16 protein-coding genes are annotated in these 19,717 nt (G+C 38.4%); 6 read left to right on the forward strand and 10 right to left on the reverse strand.

Annotated features, from left to right (window positions below):
- The first annotated feature begins 32 nt into the window (after positions 1 to 32).
- From JCM16418_RS06255 to JCM16418_RS06275, 5 genes are read left to right on the forward strand one after another with little or no spacing between them, the layout of a single operon-like run.
- Positions 33 to 698, forward strand: coding sequence for a TnsA endonuclease N-terminal domain-containing protein (locus JCM16418_RS06255; RefSeq protein WP_036647012.1), 666 nt, complete (start codon positions 33 to 35; stop codon positions 696 to 698).
- Positions 695 to 2,638, forward strand: a complete 1,944-nt coding sequence (locus tag JCM16418_RS06260; RefSeq protein ID WP_052020083.1) for a TnsB C-terminal domain-containing protein — start codon at positions 695 to 697, stop codon at positions 2,636 to 2,638. The genes JCM16418_RS06255 and JCM16418_RS06260 overlap by 4 nt, the downstream gene beginning before the upstream one ends.
- 14 nt (positions 2,639 to 2,652) lie before the next feature.
- Entirely contained in the window at positions 2,653 to 3,693 is a 1,041-nt protein-coding gene (locus JCM16418_RS06265) for an ATP-binding protein (RefSeq protein WP_052020084.1), read from the forward strand.
- Positions 3,694 to 5,235 carry a tyrosine-type recombinase/integrase gene (locus JCM16418_RS06270; protein WP_036647013.1) on the forward strand — a complete coding sequence of 514 codons (1,542 nt, stop codon included), beginning with the start codon at positions 3,694 to 3,696 and terminating at the stop codon, positions 5,233 to 5,235.
- Positions 5,232 to 6,671, forward strand: a complete 1,440-nt coding sequence (locus tag JCM16418_RS06275) for a TniQ family protein (protein WP_036647014.1) — start codon at positions 5,232 to 5,234, stop codon at positions 6,669 to 6,671. The genes JCM16418_RS06270 and JCM16418_RS06275 overlap by 4 nt, the downstream gene beginning before the upstream one ends.
- A gap of 688 nt (positions 6,672 to 7,359) precedes the next feature.
- On the opposite strand, the gene JCM16418_RS06280 is transcribed toward JCM16418_RS06275, so the two are convergent.
- The 5 genes from JCM16418_RS06280 to JCM16418_RS06300 all read right to left on the reverse strand — a co-directional run bounded on the left by JCM16418_RS06280 (position 7,360) and on the right by JCM16418_RS06300 (position 13,770).
- Complete coding sequence (locus JCM16418_RS06280) at positions 7,360 to 9,075, reverse strand: GMC family oxidoreductase (RefSeq protein ID WP_036647015.1); 1,716 nt, start codon at positions 9,073 to 9,075, stop codon at positions 7,360 to 7,362.
- A 256-nt stretch (positions 9,076 to 9,331) separates the two neighbouring features.
- Positions 9,332 to 10,477, reverse strand: a complete 1,146-nt coding sequence (locus JCM16418_RS06285) for a DHHW family protein (RefSeq protein ID WP_036647016.1) — start codon at positions 10,475 to 10,477, stop codon at positions 9,332 to 9,334.
- 20 nt (positions 10,478 to 10,497) lie between these two features.
- On the reverse strand, positions 10,498 to 11,886 hold the full coding sequence (locus tag JCM16418_RS06290) for an MBOAT family O-acyltransferase (RefSeq protein WP_036647017.1): 1,389 nt from the start codon (positions 11,884 to 11,886) through the stop codon (positions 10,498 to 10,500).
- A 6-nt stretch (positions 11,887 to 11,892) separates the two neighbouring features.
- Complete coding sequence (locus JCM16418_RS06295) at positions 11,893 to 12,378, reverse strand: DUF4358 domain-containing protein (protein ID WP_036647018.1); 486 nt, start codon at positions 12,376 to 12,378, stop codon at positions 11,893 to 11,895.
- A 201-nt stretch (positions 12,379 to 12,579) separates the two neighbouring features.
- A complete protein-coding gene (locus JCM16418_RS06300; RefSeq protein WP_081765335.1) occupies positions 12,580 to 13,770 on the reverse strand; it encodes a benzoate/H(+) symporter BenE family transporter in 1,191 nt (396 codons plus the stop codon).
- A 183-nt stretch (positions 13,771 to 13,953) separates the two neighbouring features.
- Here JCM16418_RS06300 and pdxR point away from each other — a divergent pair, with 183 nt between their 5' ends.
- Complete coding sequence (gene pdxR, locus JCM16418_RS06305; protein WP_036647019.1) at positions 13,954 to 15,399, forward strand: MocR-like pyridoxine biosynthesis transcription factor PdxR; 1,446 nt, start codon at positions 13,954 to 13,956, stop codon at positions 15,397 to 15,399.
- Between the two features lie 71 nt (positions 15,400 to 15,470).
- Here pdxR and JCM16418_RS06310 read toward each other — a convergent pair whose 3' ends face one another.
- The 5 genes from JCM16418_RS06310 to JCM16418_RS06330 form a co-directional block, all read right to left on the reverse strand.
- Positions 15,471 to 15,671, reverse strand: coding sequence for a hypothetical protein (locus JCM16418_RS06310; protein ID WP_036647020.1), 201 nt, complete (start codon positions 15,669 to 15,671; stop codon positions 15,471 to 15,473).
- A 200-nt stretch (positions 15,672 to 15,871) separates the two neighbouring features.
- Positions 15,872 to 16,840, reverse strand: a complete 969-nt coding sequence (locus JCM16418_RS06315) for a siderophore ABC transporter substrate-binding protein (RefSeq protein WP_036647176.1) — start codon at positions 16,838 to 16,840, stop codon at positions 15,872 to 15,874.
- Positions 16,841 to 16,993: 153 nt separating this feature from the next.
- Positions 16,994 to 17,752 carry an iron ABC transporter ATP-binding protein gene (locus JCM16418_RS06320; RefSeq protein ID WP_036647021.1) on the reverse strand — a complete coding sequence of 253 codons (759 nt, stop codon included), beginning with the start codon at positions 17,750 to 17,752 and terminating at the stop codon, positions 16,994 to 16,996.
- Positions 17,749 to 18,690: an iron chelate uptake ABC transporter family permease subunit gene (locus JCM16418_RS06325; protein WP_036647022.1), complete on the reverse strand. Its 942-nt coding sequence runs from the start codon at positions 18,688 to 18,690 to the stop codon at positions 17,749 to 17,751. The genes JCM16418_RS06320 and JCM16418_RS06325 overlap by 4 nt, the downstream gene beginning before the upstream one ends.
- Positions 18,687 to 19,640 (reverse strand): ABC transporter permease, encoded by a 954-nt coding sequence (locus JCM16418_RS06330; protein WP_036647023.1) that lies wholly within the window; start codon positions 19,638 to 19,640, stop codon positions 18,687 to 18,689. The genes JCM16418_RS06325 and JCM16418_RS06330 overlap by 4 nt, the downstream gene beginning before the upstream one ends.
- Positions 19,641 to 19,717 lie beyond the last annotated feature (77 nt).

Genomic DNA, 19,717 nt, shown 5'->3' on the forward strand with positions numbered 1-19,717 from the left:
TTTTTTAGTAAAAGTTTTTAAGGAATGGTTAAATGTATTCTCCAGTGAACATAAGAAAGCGGAATGGAAAATATGGGAACAACAATTGGTTTAGTTATAGTTCAAAAATCAATCGAAACGTCTATTTGTATAGCGACCTTGAATATGATCATTGGATTCTAATTGAATTTGATCGCCAAATCGTTGATTTTTGTGAACAACCTCTTCATGTAGAGGAGTACGTGGAGGGGGAATGGATTAACACTGTATTTGATATGTGGGTGAAGACGACAACAGGCGAAGAAAAGTTTATTGAGGTAAAGTACGCATGTGAGCTTGACCAAAAACATGAAAAATTCTCTTCTCGTTCATTCAGGCAGATCAATAGTCAGGAGAAATGGTGTGCAGCTCAAGGATATACCCATGAAGTTCATACTGACAACTATATATATAAAAACAGAACGCTTATTTCAAACTATAGAAAAATGCTTCCTTATATTGATAATCGGAAGGTACAGAATGATCTAATAACAAAAAGATTGCTAAATTTTCTTCATCAAAGCGGAAAGCAAAAATTACATTCCATTGAAGTTCAAGTTGGCAATTGTTCAAAACATGAAATTCGCGAGATCGTATACAATTTAATTTTTAAAGGGATTCTCAATTCTGATTTAGATAAAGTAATGGTCGGTGAAAATATGGAGGTTTGGTTAATATGAGCAGAATCAGATTCATAGAAAATGCTTGTTATACCAATGATGATCTTGATTATAATAAATGGCCTGATGTCCATATTGATCAGAGAAATCAGATTTTCGAAAGTAGGAAAAAGGCTGTACAGCTTTATATGGATGGAAATCTTTCCTTAGAAAATATAACAACGATTACCGGTATTACTCGTAAGCAACTATATAAATTGGCACGTAAATGTCTAGAAAGAGATGAACACGGACATTTATGGGGTTTCAGAGCATTATTGCCGTATAGGCGGACGGGTGAGAAATATATCCGCCTTGCGCAAACTAATGGATTTAAAAAGGACACGCGACTTACTGGTGCTTTTAAGCAGCTATTAGAGCGTTATCCTGAACTTAGAGAATTGATACACGACTACATATTAAATCGAAAGAGGCGTTCTATTGTAGATCGGATTATTCGCATTAAGGATCTACGCACCAAGTTTCTAAAGCTTGCTAGAAGTCTTGAGATAGAGCTTAATGAGTATCCCTTTAATACGAACGATAAAGGTTTAAGGTCTCTTTACAGATATGTTGAGAACTTGATTACAAATAATGCGGCAGAGAGTTCCTTTCGATTTGGTGAAGAAGGGGATAGGAGATTGAACCGATTTGACGGTAAAGAATCAACGAAAGATTATAATGTGGTGCCTTACCATTCTGTTCAAATTGATGGACACAAAATAGATGTAGTGCTAACAGTAAAATTCACTAACGCATATGGAGATGAAGTAAGTGAGGTGATGTCACGAATCTGGCTTCTATTAATTATTGATGAGGCTACCAGAGCCGTACTCGGATATCATCTATGTTTAAACAGAGAGTATTCCTCCTATGATGTCTTACACACCATTAAAAACGCAGTTGTACCATGGAAGCCAATGGATTTCACTATTCCTGGACTATGTTATCCTGATATGCCTTGTTATCCCTCTGCACTACTACCTGAGACAGAATGGGCTGTTTGGAATGAACTTAAATGTGATAATGCAATGGCAAACATTTCAAATGTGGTAGAAGATCGTTTAACAAAAATAATCAAATGTTCAGTTAATCCAGGACAAGCTCAGTATCCCGAAGGTCGCGCGATTATTGAACGATTTTTTGGACTTTTAGAGAGTAACTACATTCACAGGATTGGGATGACGACCGGTAGCCACCCTAAAGATCCAAGAAGAAATAGTCCGGAGAAGATTGCTAAAAAGTATGTATTTAGAGCAGAGGAGCTTGAACAACTAATTGAGATTGCCATTGCCACCTATAATACATCATTACATTCCAGTTTAGGTATTAGTCCTTTAGAAGCCATGGAACAGAGAATGAAGTATCAAGACATGATTCCACGACAGCTTTCTGAGCAAGAAAGAGTGGAGGCAAACTTTTTCTCCCTCCAAACAACGCGTGTGGTTCAGGGGAATAAGAAAACCGGAAAGCGGCCACATATTAACTACGAGGGGGTCCCTTATTCCAGCACATTGCTTGCCAGAAATTTTAGCTTAATTGGTGAAAAGTTGATTGTGGAAGTAAATATTGATGATATCTCAATATTGAAAGTGTACTTACCCGATGGTCAAGAGTTGGATTATTTAAAAGCAAAAGGTCCATGGGGTCGTAGGCCGCATACTTTACGAACCAGAAAAACCATTAATAAGCTGGTTCGTGAAGACAAACTTAAATTTGACGATGTGACATCTCCAATTGATGCACTTGAAAGTTGGCTAGAGGAAAATTCCACTTCATATAAAAAACCACGCAATGAATTAGCTACTTTACAAAGATATAAACAAAAATCATTACCTCCTGTAGAAACTGTTGATGAATTAACAACCGTCTTAGATGACGAAATCACAATTGATACGACCAGCAATGACAAGGCTATAGAGTTAGAAGAACTACGGAAAAGATTCAAAACAAATTGTTAAAATAGGTGATCCAAGTGGCTAAAGTGATTGAAAATCAACAAGATTCAGATGCACTTTCATTATCTACAAGGCCGGACATTCCTCTAGGGAGTCATCCAGTCGAAACAGAGGATTATCAAATTCCTACCAATGAAATATTGAAGGTCTTTGCAGCTGTCACCAGATGGATTAAGTTAAGAGTTACTGGTGCAACAATATATGGAAGACCAAGATTAGGAAAGACCTGGATGGTTAAGTTCTTAGAAAAAAATCTCTCTAAAGAGTTAGAAGTGAACTTACCGATCCACCATATCGTCAGTCTTCACTCAAAGATCGCAAAAGAAGAAGAATTCCTTGAGACATTGTTATCTGACATGGGGCATGATTTTGCATTTACCGGGAAAACCAGTGTCAAAAGAAACAGACTAATTGCTTTCTTATATCAGCAAGGAAATGCTAACCGATACAGAATTGTACTGTTGTTCATAGATGAAGCACAATGTTTAGAAGAACTGCACTATGAATGGTTGATTGATTACTACAATAAACTTGATAAACTAAATATTACTCTTATTTTGATTTTAGTTGGCCAAGAACAATTAAATGGCCAGCAGTTGGTATTCAGTCATGGACATGCTGATCAAATTATTCAAAGATTTATGATTGAAGAACATAAATTCGTTGGCATAAGAACATTGGAGGACATTAAAGTATGTTTAAAATGTTACGACGAGTTAAGTGAATATCCTGCCGGGAGCGGATGGTCGTTTACACGATACTACTTTCCAGAGGCTTTCGCTGCAGGGGAGAGACTTCAAAATTTTTCAAAAGAGATCTTTGAAATTTTCACTACCCTACGCCAGAAATATAATTTAAAAGGCGTATTTGAAATTCCAATGAAACACATGACTATGGCCATTAAGATAGTCTTATTAGACTACGGAAAAAATAGTTCAAAACCTCAGCACTGGATAAGCAAAAAAAATTGGGTCGACTCCATATTGAAAACAAATTATATCATTTCGGAACAGCGGAAAAACCCTAATTCTGTAAAACAAAAGAGGGAGTGTCCATAAATGAAAAAGAATAAAATTCTCTCAATTGAGAATCAATATGGAAAGAATAGATTAAACCTTCAGGTTGATTTCTTGAAAGAACTGGAAAAGGACAAGTGGGATGTAAGATCTTTGGGGATACCATATAATCAGCACAGGGCAGATTACTCCATTTCATTTGAACATATACCTTCAAATTATAGAAATATGGTAAAGAGTTACGTACAACAGCGTGTCATTGAAAGGGATAGCATTACCTGGCAAACAGCTAAACAGGATGTATTAGGGATAACTAACTTTTTTTCGTTCTTGAATATAGCACATCCGGAATGGACCGATCTTACCGAACTAACAAGAGGAGACATTGATTCATATTATAGCTATTTAAAAAGTAATCCAATGGGTGGATCAAGTCCTTCGCAATATCGAGGGCAAGATCCAACAAATAGCTATATCTGTACTAAAATCGCTAGCCTTGAAACCTTTCTTTATTACATGCAACGTTATGACTGGAAAGAGGCTCCAACAAAGCCGGTAAGATCTTTAATATATCAGGAAGACAGACCTAAACTCCCGGTAAAAAAAGAAAACCAATTTAGCTTCATGAGTGACTTTGTATGGGATCAAATAAATGAAAACATCTCTAAAATAGATTCTCAATATGTTCCGATTGTCATGCTAATGGAAAGAACCGGACTTCATTTAGTTGAGATTCTTTCTTTACTTGTAGACTGTTTAAAGAGTGGGCCAGATGGAAATTGGCTTATCTCTGAGCGAACCAGAATGAAACAAATACCTATTTCACAAGAGATAGCAGATCTTATAAAAAATCAACAACAGTTCATAAATGAGATGTTTCCTAACGAAATGAATCCAAATAAACTTTTGTTCCTCAGATATAAGGGAAAGACTAAATTTAGAGGACAACCATATAACCAACAATCGATGATTAGGCAGCTTAAAACTTTTGCAATTCAGAATAATATTAAGGATGAAAACGGGAATGTTTTTAATTTTTGTTCATTGAGTTTTAGACATAGATTCGGTGTTAAACAAATAATGAACGGAATGACCATTGTTGATTTGCAGAAAGTGACTGGGCATGTTACACCGGTTATGCCTGTAATGTATGCTAAGATTAATGATTTCACCATACAAAACCACTTTGAGAAAATAACTTCTTTTAATGGGGTATACCTACATCCTATATCAGGCCATCCTGAGAATACGACAATGTCAGAGCAAGCATATAAAAACCAAGTTCCATTAGATTGGCTCAAAAGGAACATGAACGAAATAAGGTTGGAGCAAGGATATTGCGTAAAGTCACCGAGAACACATTGTCAATATTTAAACCAAGCTTCTGAACCACCATGTATCATATTTAAATGTTTAAGTTTCTATGTAGATCAAACTTTTTCAGATTATTATGACACTGAAATCGAAAAAATGGAGAATGTCGTCAATGAGGCTCTAAAGCAAGGAAAACATCGGTATTCAGAATTGGTAAAAGCTAAAATGGACAAATTTGTTGAAATAAGAACAGCTGGTGGATGGACATGACGTTAACCTGGGATAGAAGCACAATAAGATTCTTTGAATCACCTTGGTCTATTTTCGAAAGAATTAAGACCAATAATTTTACTAACAGTAAAGATTTAATTAGTGTATATGGAAGAGAGCAGAAATGTCTTTATGGGAAACTTAGTAAAAGGAACAGAGATTTATGGAATCTAGAACAATTTGATCACTTCAAGTTAGAAAACTCACTAGGTTTATCTTTAAACAATCATATTAAATGGTCTGTACACGAATTGACCAATATGCTTCCTCCTGAAATAGATAAACTAAATATGTTTAGAGAAAAATTGTATTATTGTCCAGAATGTATAAAAAATAATTATCATAGTTTGTTACATCAATTTAAATGGATTTACAGATGCCCATTTCATTTATGCGAATTATACAACTCCTGTACAAATTGTGGGGAATCAATCCCGTATCAGCTTCCACAGCACAATTATGAAACGGGTTTTGTATGTGAGTGTGGTGAGCTGATTTGCGGGACCGGAGGGAAACACTCAAAAACAGAATTTAGAAGTGACATTAAAGATCTTACAGTGAGAGAATGGCTTAATTTGAATGGTTCACAAATGGATATAATAAAAAGTAGCATCATATTTAAACCATTCATTGAAGTGAATAAGGAGATAATGGCACATCTTTTATCCATTTGTAAATTAGAGGAGCGGGTTTTTATTTCAATCAAAATAAACAGAAGAAAGGATCTTCATTCAGATCAAGTTTACTCAGATCTTTACAAATCACTGTATAATGTTTTAAAAACATTTGAGGGATCACTGCTAAATACCATTTTGAAAGATCATAGGCATTGCATCACTAGATTTACTGGTCTATATAAAATCAAAGGGGAGAGTTTTCCCGAGATTTGTCCGTATGCTTATGCGTATACGTTTTGGAAGGAGAGCTTTTATAATTTGAATCCTTTCCTTAACGAGGTTATTAAGTCTAAACAGAGAGCAGCACCATATGAACTTCCGTTTAGTTATCAGGAAGAATCATTCAGAGGATTACTCATGAACCTTTTTTCACAAGATAATATCACTTATCCTGAATTAAAATGGTGTTTAAATCATGTGGTTTGGAATTTAGCATATAATCATTTTCAAGATTGGTTAGAAATTGGTGAGGAATATGCCCATTTAAAAACAAGACCAAAAACGAAGTACGACCATGTTTTTAATAAAGTTTCCATTTATTTATTTGCTGTAAAAGAACATGGTCTTGAACTATATGAAACAAAAAGAAAAAGTAGGGACTTTAATTTAAAATGTCCACTACAAAATATGAAAAAATTTAGGTCAGATGAAACATCTCATTTACCTATGAGACTAGCACTAACCAATGGCGATGCAAATGAAAAGTTAGCTGCTGAAAAATATCTTAGAGAATTAAAGATACTGTCAACAATCAAATAATTATTAAAAATAAAAACAACTCGGCATTCTAATGCGAATTGTTTTTATTTTTCTTTAATTGACGTACAATGAAAGGAAGTAATGAAGTAATGGGGTCGGATTTGTGTCATTTATGTGGTAACATTTGTGTCATTAGTCAGGCAATCGGAATAGTATTAACAAGGGCTTTTCATGATTTATATACATATGTACAAAATACGAGTTTTGTGAATAAGTTGTAATGAAAAAGCTTGAAGAGTTGATTAATCAGCGTTTTAGTATATTGAACTTTCTTTCTTTATCCCTTATTTCTCATCTACCTTTATTTCTAATAACTATCTCTGATTCTATGCGTAAAACATTCTCTTGAAAAGTTAGAGCTTTTCCTCTAATCGCTTCATATTTATGTTTGAAAAATAAAATTCCCTTTAACAGCTGACTATAAATCGTATAATGTTTGCCAACATGATTTTTCACCTGCAGTTACAGTCATCTATTAATTTATCTGCAATAACACTGATTATTATTTTTTCAAATATTTCACTTTGATTTTATTTATAAACTTATCTCGCTTTTTTTAATCACAACCTTCGGACTCATTATATTCTTACATTAACTGTTACTTTTATTGTATCAGTTTAACATCCCATAACCATAAAAGGAACTTTGCAACAAAGTCCCTTTTATCTTTTGACCAAGTCATCAATGTTTAAACAAGACTCCCTCCGCTTTTACTATACTTCACGATTCCTTCCGCAGCGCGGTAAGCCAGCGCCCCAAGGGTTCCTGTAGGGTTATAGCCACTATTATGTGAAAATGCAGATGCGCCTACTACGAACAAGTTTTCCATATCCCACATTTGCAAATATGAGTTAACTGCAGATGTCTCAGGACTTGATCCCATAATAACTCCACCTGTGTTATGTGTAGATTGATAATGAGTGATTTCATATGGACCTTGCTCTGTGTAGGCCACGACTTGATCTGCACCCATCTCCTTAAGAACCTCGCCACATTTGGCTCCCAGGAATTTAACCATTTCACGATCTCTTTCCTCAAAATCAAATGTAATCCGCATCAATGGATCGCCGTAAGCATCTTTATAGGTTGGATCTAAGTCTAGAAAGTGATGCCGATATGGCATGCATGATCCTTCTGCCCATACGGATATGTTGCGGTTGAAATATTTGACAGAGGCAGCTTTAAAATCTTTACCCCAGCTCGGTGTATTTGGAGGTACGGTATTATTCTGTATCGGCCGATTTCCGGATTGACCAAAGGTAATACTTCCACCGTGAATAAACTTTAAATCCTTATGGTCAAAATTATCACCATTGAAATCATCCATAGTCATGGCTAATGCGCCGGCTCCAGCATAGAGATTAAACTCCTTATTTTCAAAAAAACCGACTCCAGCTGCGGCCTCAACTTGATAGGCGTAGTTCTTACCAATTACTCCATGACCTGTTGAAGGGTCATATGGACGTCCAATCTTGGACATTAACAGTAGTCTAGAATTATTAAATACATAACTGGTCAAGACAACGATATCCGCGGGCTGTTCATATTCTTCGCCTGTAGTAATATCCGTGTATAACACACCAGTGGCCTTATTCCCCTTATAGAGTACACGCCTTACATTGGAGTGTGTTCTAATCTCAAACTTGCCTGTCTTCATTGCTACTGGAATAACAGTTACGACTGGATCCGCCTTAGCTCCATATTCACAACCGAACCGTTCACAATAACCACAGTATTGACATGCTGCCCGGTCGATTCCATCTGGGTTTGTATATGGCTCTGATAAATTTGCCGAAGGCATGATGTATGGATGATACTTAAGATTCTTACATGCGTCTGAGAACATTTTCATAACCGGCGTAACCTTCATGGGCGGTGTTGGATATTTTTCAGAACGTTTTCCGCCTAGGGGATTAACTTCACCCGAAATTCCAGCCATCTTCTCAAATTTCAAAAAGTAGGGTTCTAGCTCATCGTATGTAATTCCCCAGTCCTGAATGGTCATACCTTCCGGAATTTTCTTTTTACCATAACGTTCAATGGTCTTCGTTTTAATTTCAAAATCATAAGGTAGGAATCGAAATGTTTGTCCATTCCAATGAACACCCGCGCCACCAAGACCATCCCCTATTAAAAATGAGCCATATGATCGCATAGGAAGCGCGCGAATCTTCTCATTCCCCCGGAATGTAATGGTTTCTTTAGATAAATCCTGAAACATCTCATAACGGAGCGCATAACGCAATTCATCATGGACCATATAATAATCCTCTGTTTTACGCTCTTTGCCGCGTTCCAATCCAACAACGGATAGCCCTGCTTTGGTTAGTTCCGACGCAATGATGCCGCCTCCCCAGCCTACACCAACAACAACTACATCCACTTTAGGAAGTTTGGTCGCCATAGAATCACCTCATTATAGATTAGATATTATCTTCTCATTTATTTGATATATTCCCTCAAAATCCCATTAATCATACATTGACCTTCAGATAAAAAGTGTAGCCTTTATAAGAAGACGCACGTAACTACATAAAATAAAAACAAACCCTTCCCTAGTCGTGTCAGAAACACAAGTAGAAAAGAGTTTGTCTTATTCATATAATTTATTTTCTCGAGTAATTGTTTAAGATTCAATAGTAGTTAATCAATATTAGTTATTAATTACTAATTTTCAATATTTCATCATTCTCGACAAATGTACCTGTATTGAATAGCATCAGCACATCTTTAATACCATTAGCAGCCATATACTCCTTAATACTACCGTTATAATATCGAATATCGATAATATGAATTTCGGATACATGCTGCGTCAAGAATGGAATAAAGCTATGTGCGTAGGAATCCTTGATAACCAAGAGCTTGTCTTTATCAATATTCTTAGGTTCAAGTTTGCTCTTAATCGTCATTAGTGCATGTACGCCACCAAGGAAATAAGAATATTGATCCTTCTTCCCAAGGTAGCTTTGATCATATAGGCTTGTGAGCGTTTGCTCTGTATCCGCGATGTACATCTCTGAATGCGAAGGCTTATTCGGGATATAGGATTGAATGGTATCTGGTGTTAAACCACTAAACTGACTACGTGTATGGTAACTTCCCAAGAACGAATGACTCACGTTTTGAATATGAAATTCCTTCTCGCTTAATGGCTTCCAGCCTACTTTGTTGCAGTAAGCCACATAGGCATAATAAGCTCCGCGCGTCGTCCAATGATGATCGGTCCGATAATAAATATCCTCGGAAGCGTGCGGTTGTAAGAAGTCGAAGCCATTTATGAATGTTAAATTATTATTCCTTACGCTTTCGCCAACCGTTCCGTTTACCTTCGCTTCGGAATAATACGGCGCCTTCCAAGGCAATCGTTCTGGATACAGTCCAATCGACGTTGGTGCTAGCATGAAGGTCATATTTGCTTCTGGATGGCTACCAGCAAATTTATTGATAGCATCCGTATACTGCAGTAGCTTCGAGGCATTAGGTTCCGCGAACTTCTCGAATAAATAACCATCTTTGCCTTTATAAATCCCATTATTCTCCTGCTGCAGCCTAAGCTGCTCCACACCGGATTTCACCCACACCCAATCGGCACGCAGTGGAAAATGATCTTTTACGAAGCCCTCTGCCTCTTCAGCATACCTCTTGGAAATCACATTATCCCAAGTCAGATGTGGAACGCCCTGCAAATAGCGATTCTCAAGTTCCGAGAATCGCTTGACGGGTAGTAGAAAAAAAGTCAGCGACATCAGAAACAGTACTGCGACAAATCCTCCAACTAATATACGGTCTGTCTTCTGCTTCATCTTAGAGAGCTCCTTACTTGTTAGAAACGGAAATATAAAAATGGGTTGAAACTTGCGTCCACCAAGTAGGCAACAGATAAGACAAATAGAATTGCGCACCAGGCTAAATTCCAAATTGTACTTCTACTTACGAGTGTGTCAACTTTCTTGATAGGCATGGAAGCAATAACAAGTACAATAATCAAAATTACATTTGTATACGCAAAATAAAGTGTATTGTCGTTCCATAATGGAACTCCGTTAAGTCCAAACATAGCTTTTAAATACCCCTGAACCTGAGGAAGCTTATCAAAGGCGAAGATTACCCACCCAATTAAGATGAGCACAATTGCATACGTATGTCTAATCCATCGAGGAGATCGCTGAAGCAGCTTTAAAGCCCACCATTTTTCGATCATGAGGATGATCCCAAAGTACAGCCCCCACAGAATGAAGTTCCAGTTTGCTCCATGCCATAATCCCGTTAACAGCCAGACAACAAGGATATTGCGCAGCTGGATGCCTAATCCACGTCTATTGCCGCCAAGCGGTATGTAGACATAGTCGCGAAACCAACTGCTAAGCGAAATATGCCACCTCCGCCAAAAATCGGTTATGCTCTGCGCAATATAGGGTTTATTAAAGTTCTCGTTGAACCGAAATCCAAACATAAGGCCAAGACCAATCGCCATATCCGAATATCCGCTAAAGTCAAAATAGATTTGGAAGGCAAAAGCAATAATGCCAAGCCAAGCCGTCATTACAGGCATCGTGCCTAAATCTGAGCTCGATACGGTGTGCCAGAGCATTCCTATATTGTTAGCGAGTAGTACTTTCTTAGCCAGTCCGATAATGAACCGCCGGATGCCCTCTGCAAACAGCTCTATATTAACAGAACGTTTGCGCAGTTGTTCCGCAAGTGTATTATATTGAACGATTGGCCCTGCAACTAATTGGGGGAACAGTGCCACAAAAGTCCCGAAGTCAATCCAGTTACGTTGTGCTTTGGCCGTTCCTCTATATACGTCAATAATGTAAGACATCGATTGGAACGTATAGAACGAGATACCGATCGGGAGCGCGAGCTCTGTTAATGGGATATGAGTGCCCAGTAGCCCATTCACATTGTTAATGAGAAAGTCAGCGTACTTGAAATATGAAAGAAGACTGAGATTAACAATAACGGAGCAAACAACGATCCATTTACGTTGCGCCGGATTTAGACGTGAATGACTAAGCAATAACCCGAAGCTATAATCCGTCACTGTGGACAGTAACATGATTACAATATAAACAGGCTCGCCCCAAGCATAGAAGACAAGACTTGTTAGGAATAAGACTAAATTCTTAATACGCTTAGGTGCGCAATAATAGAGAAATAGAACGGCCGGCAGAAAAATAAATATGAAAAGTAAACTGCTAAATACCATAGCTAGTTATTTTTGCTCAAAGAAACTGTTGAAGATGGTAACAAGCTTATCAGCACGATCAGAAATAACGAAAAATACATAATTCCCTTTCGTTATTAATTTATAATTTTTTGCATTCTCATACTGATCCGGCAAATATGTTTCGAATTGCTTCTGTACGTCAGTCGCACGTTGCTTAACAGCCGCTTCAACTTTAGAAATGTCATCCTTATTCTTAACCTTTAGAATTGCGATTTCGTTCGTTTTCACATTCATAAGTGGTGTTCTAATTGTATAATCCTCAAGCAACGCTGGATCCAAATGATATAATTTCTGAACCAAGCTAGGTTCCATCTCGGATAAGGAAGGTTGCTCCACTTGTTTAAGCATTTGATCTGCCATTTCTTTTGGCGGTACCTTCGATTCGATATTGGCTTCTTTGTTGCTAGAGCAGGCGCTGAGTACCAGGGTTAATACCATTGTTAGTATAAGAACAAAAGTTCCTTTTTTCATGTTGTGCACTCTCCTAAAGTTTGTTGTGCCATTTCGACAATCTACTGACGCAGGCAAGGTAAATAAGGTTGCAAAATATACGCTTTCCACTTTTTTACTGTTACATGACTTGTTTTAAGTATCCCCGCCTTCTCCATGCAACATCCGTTTCGAATTTAATTCTGTTGATGTTAATTTTCAAAACATTCGTCCTATCCCCCATCAAACTGATTTACCTATTTTCTCATTAGAAACAGTAGCATCCGCACTCTTCGAACCTTCACCAAGTACCTTAGCTGTAATAACCCCAACGAGTAAAGACCATACGGCAGAGGATATTCCTAGAAAAGATACATTTGCTATGGCGATGACAAAGGCAAATAATATCGAATATCGATAGGAAGACTCCGAGAAAGATGATTGCAGGCTATTCAGTAACACACTCACAAGTGAAAACCCAGTGATTAAAGTAATAAAAAATGCGGGAAGCACTTGTATAATGATTGAAACTTTCCATGCAAAGAATCCAAACAGAGCAACTAGAATACCTGAAATAATGGCTGCACGATAACGGGTTTCCTTTGAACCCGCTTCCTCACTGCTACATAAGGCTGTCATCATTCCCCCTATATTAACGGCATGTCCTCCGAATAGACTTACAATCGATGTGCCTATACCCGATAAAGCAATCGTCTTATTTACAGGCGGCTCATATCCATTCTTCTTCAAAGCGGCTAATGCGACAGCAAGATCGTTACTTAACACTAATACAGCGATAGGAATCGATATCGACAAGAAACCATTCATCGTAAATGAAGGTATAACAAGATGAGGCCAGCTAAATGGTACGGATGAAATCGATGTAAAATCATATCCGAAGTAAAGCCCCACGCCGCCTAATATCAGTACACCCATTAAAGGGGGAATCGACTTCGATAGTTTAGGAACCAGAAAGAATCCAATGATTGCGAGTCCACCAATAAATGGAGCTTCTTTAAAGGCAGGCACGATTTGAACCACATAATGTAGAATGAGGCCCGCTAGCATCGCATCGATTAACGGTTTAGGAATCAGTTCAAGTAATGTATTAAAGATACCCGATAATCCAAGGATCGCAATCAAACCACCCGCCATCATAAAACTACCTGCCAGTTCCTGTAATGAGAAATGAACTGCCGCTGAACTAAGGAATGCTGCCGCTGTAATTGAATGAGCTCCAGCGAAAGGGATTTTATAACGTATGGATAGCCAGATATTTAAACTACCTCCAACGAAATAGACGATAAACAACCACGAAATAAGCTGAGGTTGAGTTAATCCCATTCGCTCAGCCGTATTTATAATTAATATTGCGCCACCGGTGCATGCCATTAACGCAGACAACATGCCTGCTGCTATGTTTTTTGTACTCATATGTAGTTATTACTCTCCCAACTATGTATGTATCATCATTTATAGTAACTTAACAAAGCCTTTTAATATATAGGATATGGTTATCTTCCCAGTTTAGTGTTCAGCAGCCAATCATCATGTTATAGTAAAAATACTGTGTTAAATCTAACCTTTTATTTTACGACGAAAATGTAGGTGAATGTATTGTGGCAACCAGATCGCTTAAGTAAACAGCCCCTCTATCAGCAAATTGCTGATCATTTAGAGCGAAGAATTTCATTCGGTGAATTCCCTCCGAGTAGTCTGCTTCCCTCAGAACGCAAACTCGCTGAGAAGCTCGGCGTCAACCGCAGTACCATTGTACTTGCCTATGCAGAGCTACGCTCTCTAGGTGTAATCGAAAGCCACTCGGGAAGCGGGACTCGGGTAAGCAAGCATAAATGGGGCCTGACTCCGAGGCATACACCCAATTGGCACCGATACGTGGAAGGCGGGCATTTCTTACCGAATCTTCCTTTTCTAAGACGAATACGTGAAGCACTTGAACAGAACCGCTCCCTAATTGATTTTGCAAGCGGCGAATTAGGTGCTGATATTTCACCTGTAGCTGAGATCAATCAGCTGATGAGCCAAGATTATTACACTGAATATTTGGGTTACGATAATCCACAAGGATTTCTCCCTTTACGTAAGTCGCTTGTTACATACTTAGATACCTATAGAAATATACCAACAACGGAATCCTCTATCTTAATCACATCCGGGTCACAGCAGTCACTGTATTTAATTACACAGTGCCTTCTTGCTCCCGGTGACGCCGTAGCTATTGAAGATCCATCGTACTATTACTCTCTTCCGATGTTTCAATCTGCGGGTATCCGTCTATTCCGACTCCCAGTAGATCGACAAGGTATTAATCCTGAGGATGTTCGAACTTTATATAAGAAGCACCGGATAAAGATGGTGTTCATTAATCCCAATCATCAGAATCCATCAGGAGTTGTTCTATCTCCGGAGCGACAAGTTGAACTTCTAAACGTGTCCAGTGAACTGGGCTTGCCTATTGTAGAAGATGATCCATTCAGTCTTACGACGTATAATGGGATTCCTACACCCCCACTTAAATCCATAGATACGTTTGGCTCCGTCCTATATATTGGTTCGATGTCTAAAATTGCAGCTTCTGGACTCCGAGTAGGTTGGATGGTTGCACCACGTTCCGTAATTGAGAGACTCGCGGATGCAAGGCAACAGATGGATTATGGACTCAGTGTCGTGCCACAGCGTGTTGCTGCTCAGTTTCTGAATTCTCCTTTATTCGAACCTCACTTGGAACGATTACGTATGCGTATTCAATCTAAAAGGGATCTACTTGTTACGAGTCTTCGTAAAGAACTAGGCGATATGGTAAGCTTTGATATTCCGGAAGGTGGTTTACACCTATGGTGTCGAATTAAACCTGAGGTGAATGAAAGTCGTCTTTTAGAGGAATGCATACGCAGAGGAGTTATCTATGTGCCAGGCAGCGTGTATGGATCGGATTCAGACTATGTAAGATTCACGTTTGCTAGAGCTAGAGAAGAAGATATAGTTCCAGGTATAGCTAAATTTGCAGACGCTCTAAATACAGTACTTAACGATAAAATATAGAAAAGGCAAGCTAATAGTCTGGAGAATATGTTCATCCTTTCCCAGATTTTTTGGCTTACCTTGTTACCGCTTCAGACATATAAAATGATGATCCATATCAGTACGAAGACTAGAATCGCAGCGACATAAAAAATGAATAGCTTCGAGATATTCCCCTTGGTTTTCTTATAATAGTCTGGATTGGATTTCTTATTCTCTTGTGACATCCCGACCAGCAAGGTACCAATACCGCCGATGACAGCCACCAGAATAACAAACATGTATATAAGCATTCATATCCCCCTTACTATATCTGATACGATCATATAAGGTAATGATTATTCTGTAACCTTCCAATTTGGTATGAATTATACCATCCACTTTGTAGAAACTGCTCCAAAGTCATTGTGATTCCTTTTAAATAGAAAAAAACTGCCCTATAAGCAATACTATCTGCTATATGGGACAGTTTTATTTCACTACTGTATCTAACTTATTTAATACTTGCTCCGATTTCTTTGACCATTTCCGTAACTGATAACAGTCCACCACCTGAGAGGTACCAGTAATTTGGATCAAGATATACGATATGACCTTCTTTAAAAGCTTTCGTGTTCTTCACAAGCTCATTCTCAACGGTTTGTTTAGCCGAGGTTGATTCTTTACCATCTGTTGCGGAGATAACTCCACGATCCACTACGAATAGATAGTCTGGGTTTTTCTCAGCTACATACTCAGAGGATACACTTTGACCATGCGTTGACACTTCAATTTTTGTATCCGCCTGTTCGAATCCAAGAACATCATGGATGATACCAAAGCGGGAACCTGCACCATAAGCACTTAGTTTACCCTCGTTTGCTAGTACGATTAGTCCATTCTTACCTGTAGCAGTGACTTTATCATGTATTTCTTTAACGGATTGATCAATATTTGATAGTTCTGTCTTGACTTGATCTTCTTTACCGAAAATTTGTCCAACTGTATTCATGTTCTCCTTGAAAGAGTCCATAAATTTAGTTGTATCTACCCCCAAAAATACCGTAGGAGCGATCTTGCTAAGTTCTTCATAAGCTTCCGACTGTCTTCCTGAAATAATAATTAAATCAGGCTTAAGGGCATTAATTTTCTCGAAATCTGGTTCTTTCAAGCTACCTACATTCTTGTAAGCTTCTTTATCTTCATATTTAGAAAGGTACGGAGGAATATTGGACTGCGGTACACCCGTAACGGTAACCCCTAATTTATCTAAAGTATCTAGAATACCAAAGTCAAACACAACAACCTTCTGTGGATTTTTCTTCACTTTCGTCTCGCCTAGCTTATGTTTAATCGTTAACTCTTCAGATTCTGCTGCATTCACTGTGTCTGTTGAAGCTTCCTGCGTCGTTTCTGTCTTCGTATTGTTACCGCAAGCTGCTAGTACAACGACCAGTAGAGCGGACATGATCAGCATAAGCATATTTCTTCTTTTTAACAACGTTATCACCTCAACATTTATTTTGTAATGCCATTAAGTAATGAAATCTGCAAATATCTATTAAAATTATGTGATGATCACATCTCACCGGCGCCTGGTGGAAGTAGTCAGCAATATAATTTCCCAAATGAGTGGTTAAGCAAAATATACACAAATCTTGTTATCGTTAATGGTCTCGATTTGTATATCCATGTCGTAGACTTCCTTCAGTACAGAGTTATCAATAATGTTCTCCGTAACCCCTTCTCTGACCACTTTCCCATCTTTGAGAGCAACAATATAGTCCGAATATACGGATGCGAAATTAATATCATGAATAACAATAATAACGGTCTTACCAAGCTCATCTACCATCCGGCGAAGCACCTTCATAATCTGTACGGAGTGTTTCATATCCAAATTGTTCAGCGGTTCGTCAAGCAGTACATAATCGGTATTCTGGGCAATGACCATCGCGATAAATGCACGTTGCTGCTGTCCTCCACTTAGCTGATCCAAATACTTATCTTGCATCTCCTCGAGTTCCATATAACGGATGGCTTCATTTACATACTCCCAGTCTTCAGGCTTCAATTTCCCCTGGGAGTATGGGAATCGTCCAAAGCTGACTAGTTCTTTGATTGTTAGACGAACATTAATATGATTGGATTGTTTAAGAATAGATATTTTCTTCGCTAACTCGCTACTTTTACATGTATCGATGGGCTCTCCCTCAATTAGAATGTTTCCACCGTCTTTGCTAATGAGGCGGCTGATCATGGACAAGAGTGTACTTTTCCCCGCACCATTCGCACCGATAAAAGAAGTAATCTTTCCCTTGGCGATGCGGACGGATACATTATCCACGACCTTCTTGCCGCTATACTGTTTGGAAACACCTCTGACCTCAATCACGCTTTACTCTCCTTTAATAGAAGGTATATGAAGTAAATACCACCTACCAGATTAATGATTACACTTAGTGTTGTTGAGAACGTAAACACTCGTTCGACCAGAAGCTGACCACCTACCAAGGCAATGATACTTATAATCATCGAGCCAACAATCAGGAAAGCGTGACGATATGTTTTGAGAAACTGATAAGCGACATTTGCGACCAGCAGACCTAAGAACGTGATCGGCCCGACAAGTGCGGTAGAAATCGATATTAGGATGGCAACCACGATCAACATTCGTTTGACTACAACATCGTAGTTCACTCCAAGGTTTACGGCATGATCCTTTCCAAGAGCAATTACATCCAAGTACTTGGTATATCTTCTAAAATACACCGTGACTGCCCCGATCAGAATGATGGATAGAATCAGCAGATCCGTATTTACATTATTAAAGCTAGCAAACATTTTATCTTGCACGATCAGGAACTCGTTTGGATCGATCAAAACCTCCATAAAGGAGGATAGGCTCTGGAACAAGGTACCAAAGATCAATCCAAGCAGCAGTAGAAAGTAAATATTTTTTCCTTCCCGTTTGAACATAATTTTGTAGAATACTAGCGAGAACAATGCCATCATGACAACGGATAATATAAAATTCATATTCTTGCCCATCATGGTCAGTCCGACTGATCCAAATATGTAAACCATAAATGTCTGAAACAGCATATACAGTGAATCGAGTCCCATAATGCTAGGAGTCAGTATACGATTGTTCGTTATCGTTTGAAACACGACTGTCGAGAAAGCAATTGCCCCGCCAGTGATGATCATAGCCAGCACTTTCTTGCCCCTTTTGGGAAGGACATAGTCCCAATTGCCCCCTGCCTGAATCAGCAGAAATACTGCGATTAGAACGAGTGCGATAAGCGAGAGAAAAATCAGCTTTTTTTTCATGATGCGTATGCCTTTCTTCTCATGAGTAAGTAAATAAAGATCGCACTGCCAAGAACGCCAACCATAAGACCAATCGATATTTCATATGGGAAAATAATGAGTCGTCCTAGGATGTCACAGAACAGTACAAATACGGCTCCGAGCAACGCAGTATGCGTTAAGCTTTTTTTCAAATGATCCCCTTGATACAGAGTCACAAAGTTCGGAACAACTAAGCCAAGGAATGGAATCATGCCAACGGTCAATAGAACCACTGCCGATATTGCTGCAACAAGTACCAATCCGATATTTACAACTGCCTTATAGTTCAGACCCAAGTTAACGGCGAAGTCTTCTCCCATGCCTGCAATCGTGAATCGATTCGCAAACAGATACGCGATGATGAGGAGCGGAATACTGATGTATAACATCTCATATCGCCCCTTCAGAACGGTTGAGAAATCACCCTGTAGCCATGAAGACATATTCTGGATTAAGTCATTCTTATAGGCAAAAAACGTCGTAATCGAACTGACAATGTTCCCGAACATTAATCCTACTAACGGAATGAAGATGGTATCTTTGTATTTCACCTTACTGAGAATTCTCATAAAGATGAAGGTTCCGAGCAGTGCAAAAATGAAAGCTACAAGAATCTTTTGCAGTGGCGAAGCGTCCGTAAAGATCATTAGCGACACAAGAATACCGAATCTCGCTGAATCCATCGTACCTGCTGTTGTCGGCGAAACAAATTTATTCCGTGTTAACTGCTGCATAATAAGACCGATGATACTCATACTCGTTCCCGCAATGATAATGCTCACAAGGCGTGGTATCCGGCTGACCCATAGAAACTGCTGCTGTTCCTTGGTTAAGTGAAAGATATCCAGTGGCGAAATATCCTTAACCCCAATAAATAAAGAAGTGATCGAAAATACGATGAGTGCTAACCACAAATATCTGAGTTTCATATCCGTTCCTAACTCTTTCTATACAGTCTCGTATACCTTGGTGAAATGAATTATGAAAAATACATATGCATAATGTT

Source organism: Paenibacillus pini JCM 16418, assembly GCF_000576305.1.
GTDB lineage: Bacteria > Bacillota > Bacilli > Paenibacillales > Paenibacillaceae > Paenibacillus_AQ > Paenibacillus_AQ pini.

What these genes read in the sequence shown, in the direction of transcription:
- JCM16418_RS06300 (WP_081765335.1), bottom strand. Translation starts at nt 13,770, where the DNA reads ATGAGTACAAAAAACATAGCAGCAGGCATGTTGTCTGCGTTAATGGCA.
- JCM16418_RS06290 (WP_036647017.1), bottom strand. Translation starts at nt 11,886, where the DNA reads ATGGTATTTAGCAGTTTACTTTTCATATTTATTTTTCTGCCGGCCGTT.
- JCM16418_RS06280 (WP_036647015.1), bottom strand. Translation starts at nt 9,075, where the DNA reads ATGGCGACCAAACTTCCTAAAGTGGATGTAGTTGTTGTTGGTGTAGGC.
- JCM16418_RS06255 (WP_036647012.1), top strand. Translation starts at nt 33, where the DNA reads ATGTATTCTCCAGTGAACATAAGAAAGCGGAATGGAAAATATGGGAAC.
- JCM16418_RS06285 (WP_036647016.1), bottom strand. Translation starts at nt 10,477, where the DNA reads ATGAAGCAGAAGACAGACCGTATATTAGTTGGAGGATTTGTCGCAGTA.
- JCM16418_RS06260 (WP_052020083.1), top strand. Translation starts at nt 695, where the DNA reads ATGAGCAGAATCAGATTCATAGAAAATGCTTGTTATACCAATGATGAT.
- JCM16418_RS06275 (WP_036647014.1), top strand. Translation starts at nt 5,232, where the DNA reads ATGACGTTAACCTGGGATAGAAGCACAATAAGATTCTTTGAATCACCT.
- JCM16418_RS06330 (WP_036647023.1), bottom strand. Translation starts at nt 19,640, where the DNA reads ATGAAACTCAGATATTTGTGGTTAGCACTCATCGTATTTTCGATCACT.
- JCM16418_RS06325 (WP_036647022.1), bottom strand. Translation starts at nt 18,690, where the DNA reads ATGAAAAAAAAGCTGATTTTTCTCTCGCTTATCGCACTCGTTCTAATC.
- JCM16418_RS06270 (WP_036647013.1), top strand. Translation starts at nt 3,694, where the DNA reads ATGAAAAAGAATAAAATTCTCTCAATTGAGAATCAATATGGAAAGAAT.
- JCM16418_RS06310 (WP_036647020.1), bottom strand. Translation starts at nt 15,671, where the DNA reads ATGCTTATATACATGTTTGTTATTCTGGTGGCTGTCATCGGCGGTATT.
- JCM16418_RS06295 (WP_036647018.1), bottom strand. Translation starts at nt 12,378, where the DNA reads ATGAAAAAAGGAACTTTTGTTCTTATACTAACAATGGTATTAACCCTG.
- JCM16418_RS06315 (WP_036647176.1), bottom strand. Translation starts at nt 16,840, where the DNA reads ATGCTTATGCTGATCATGTCCGCTCTACTGGTCGTTGTACTAGCAGCT.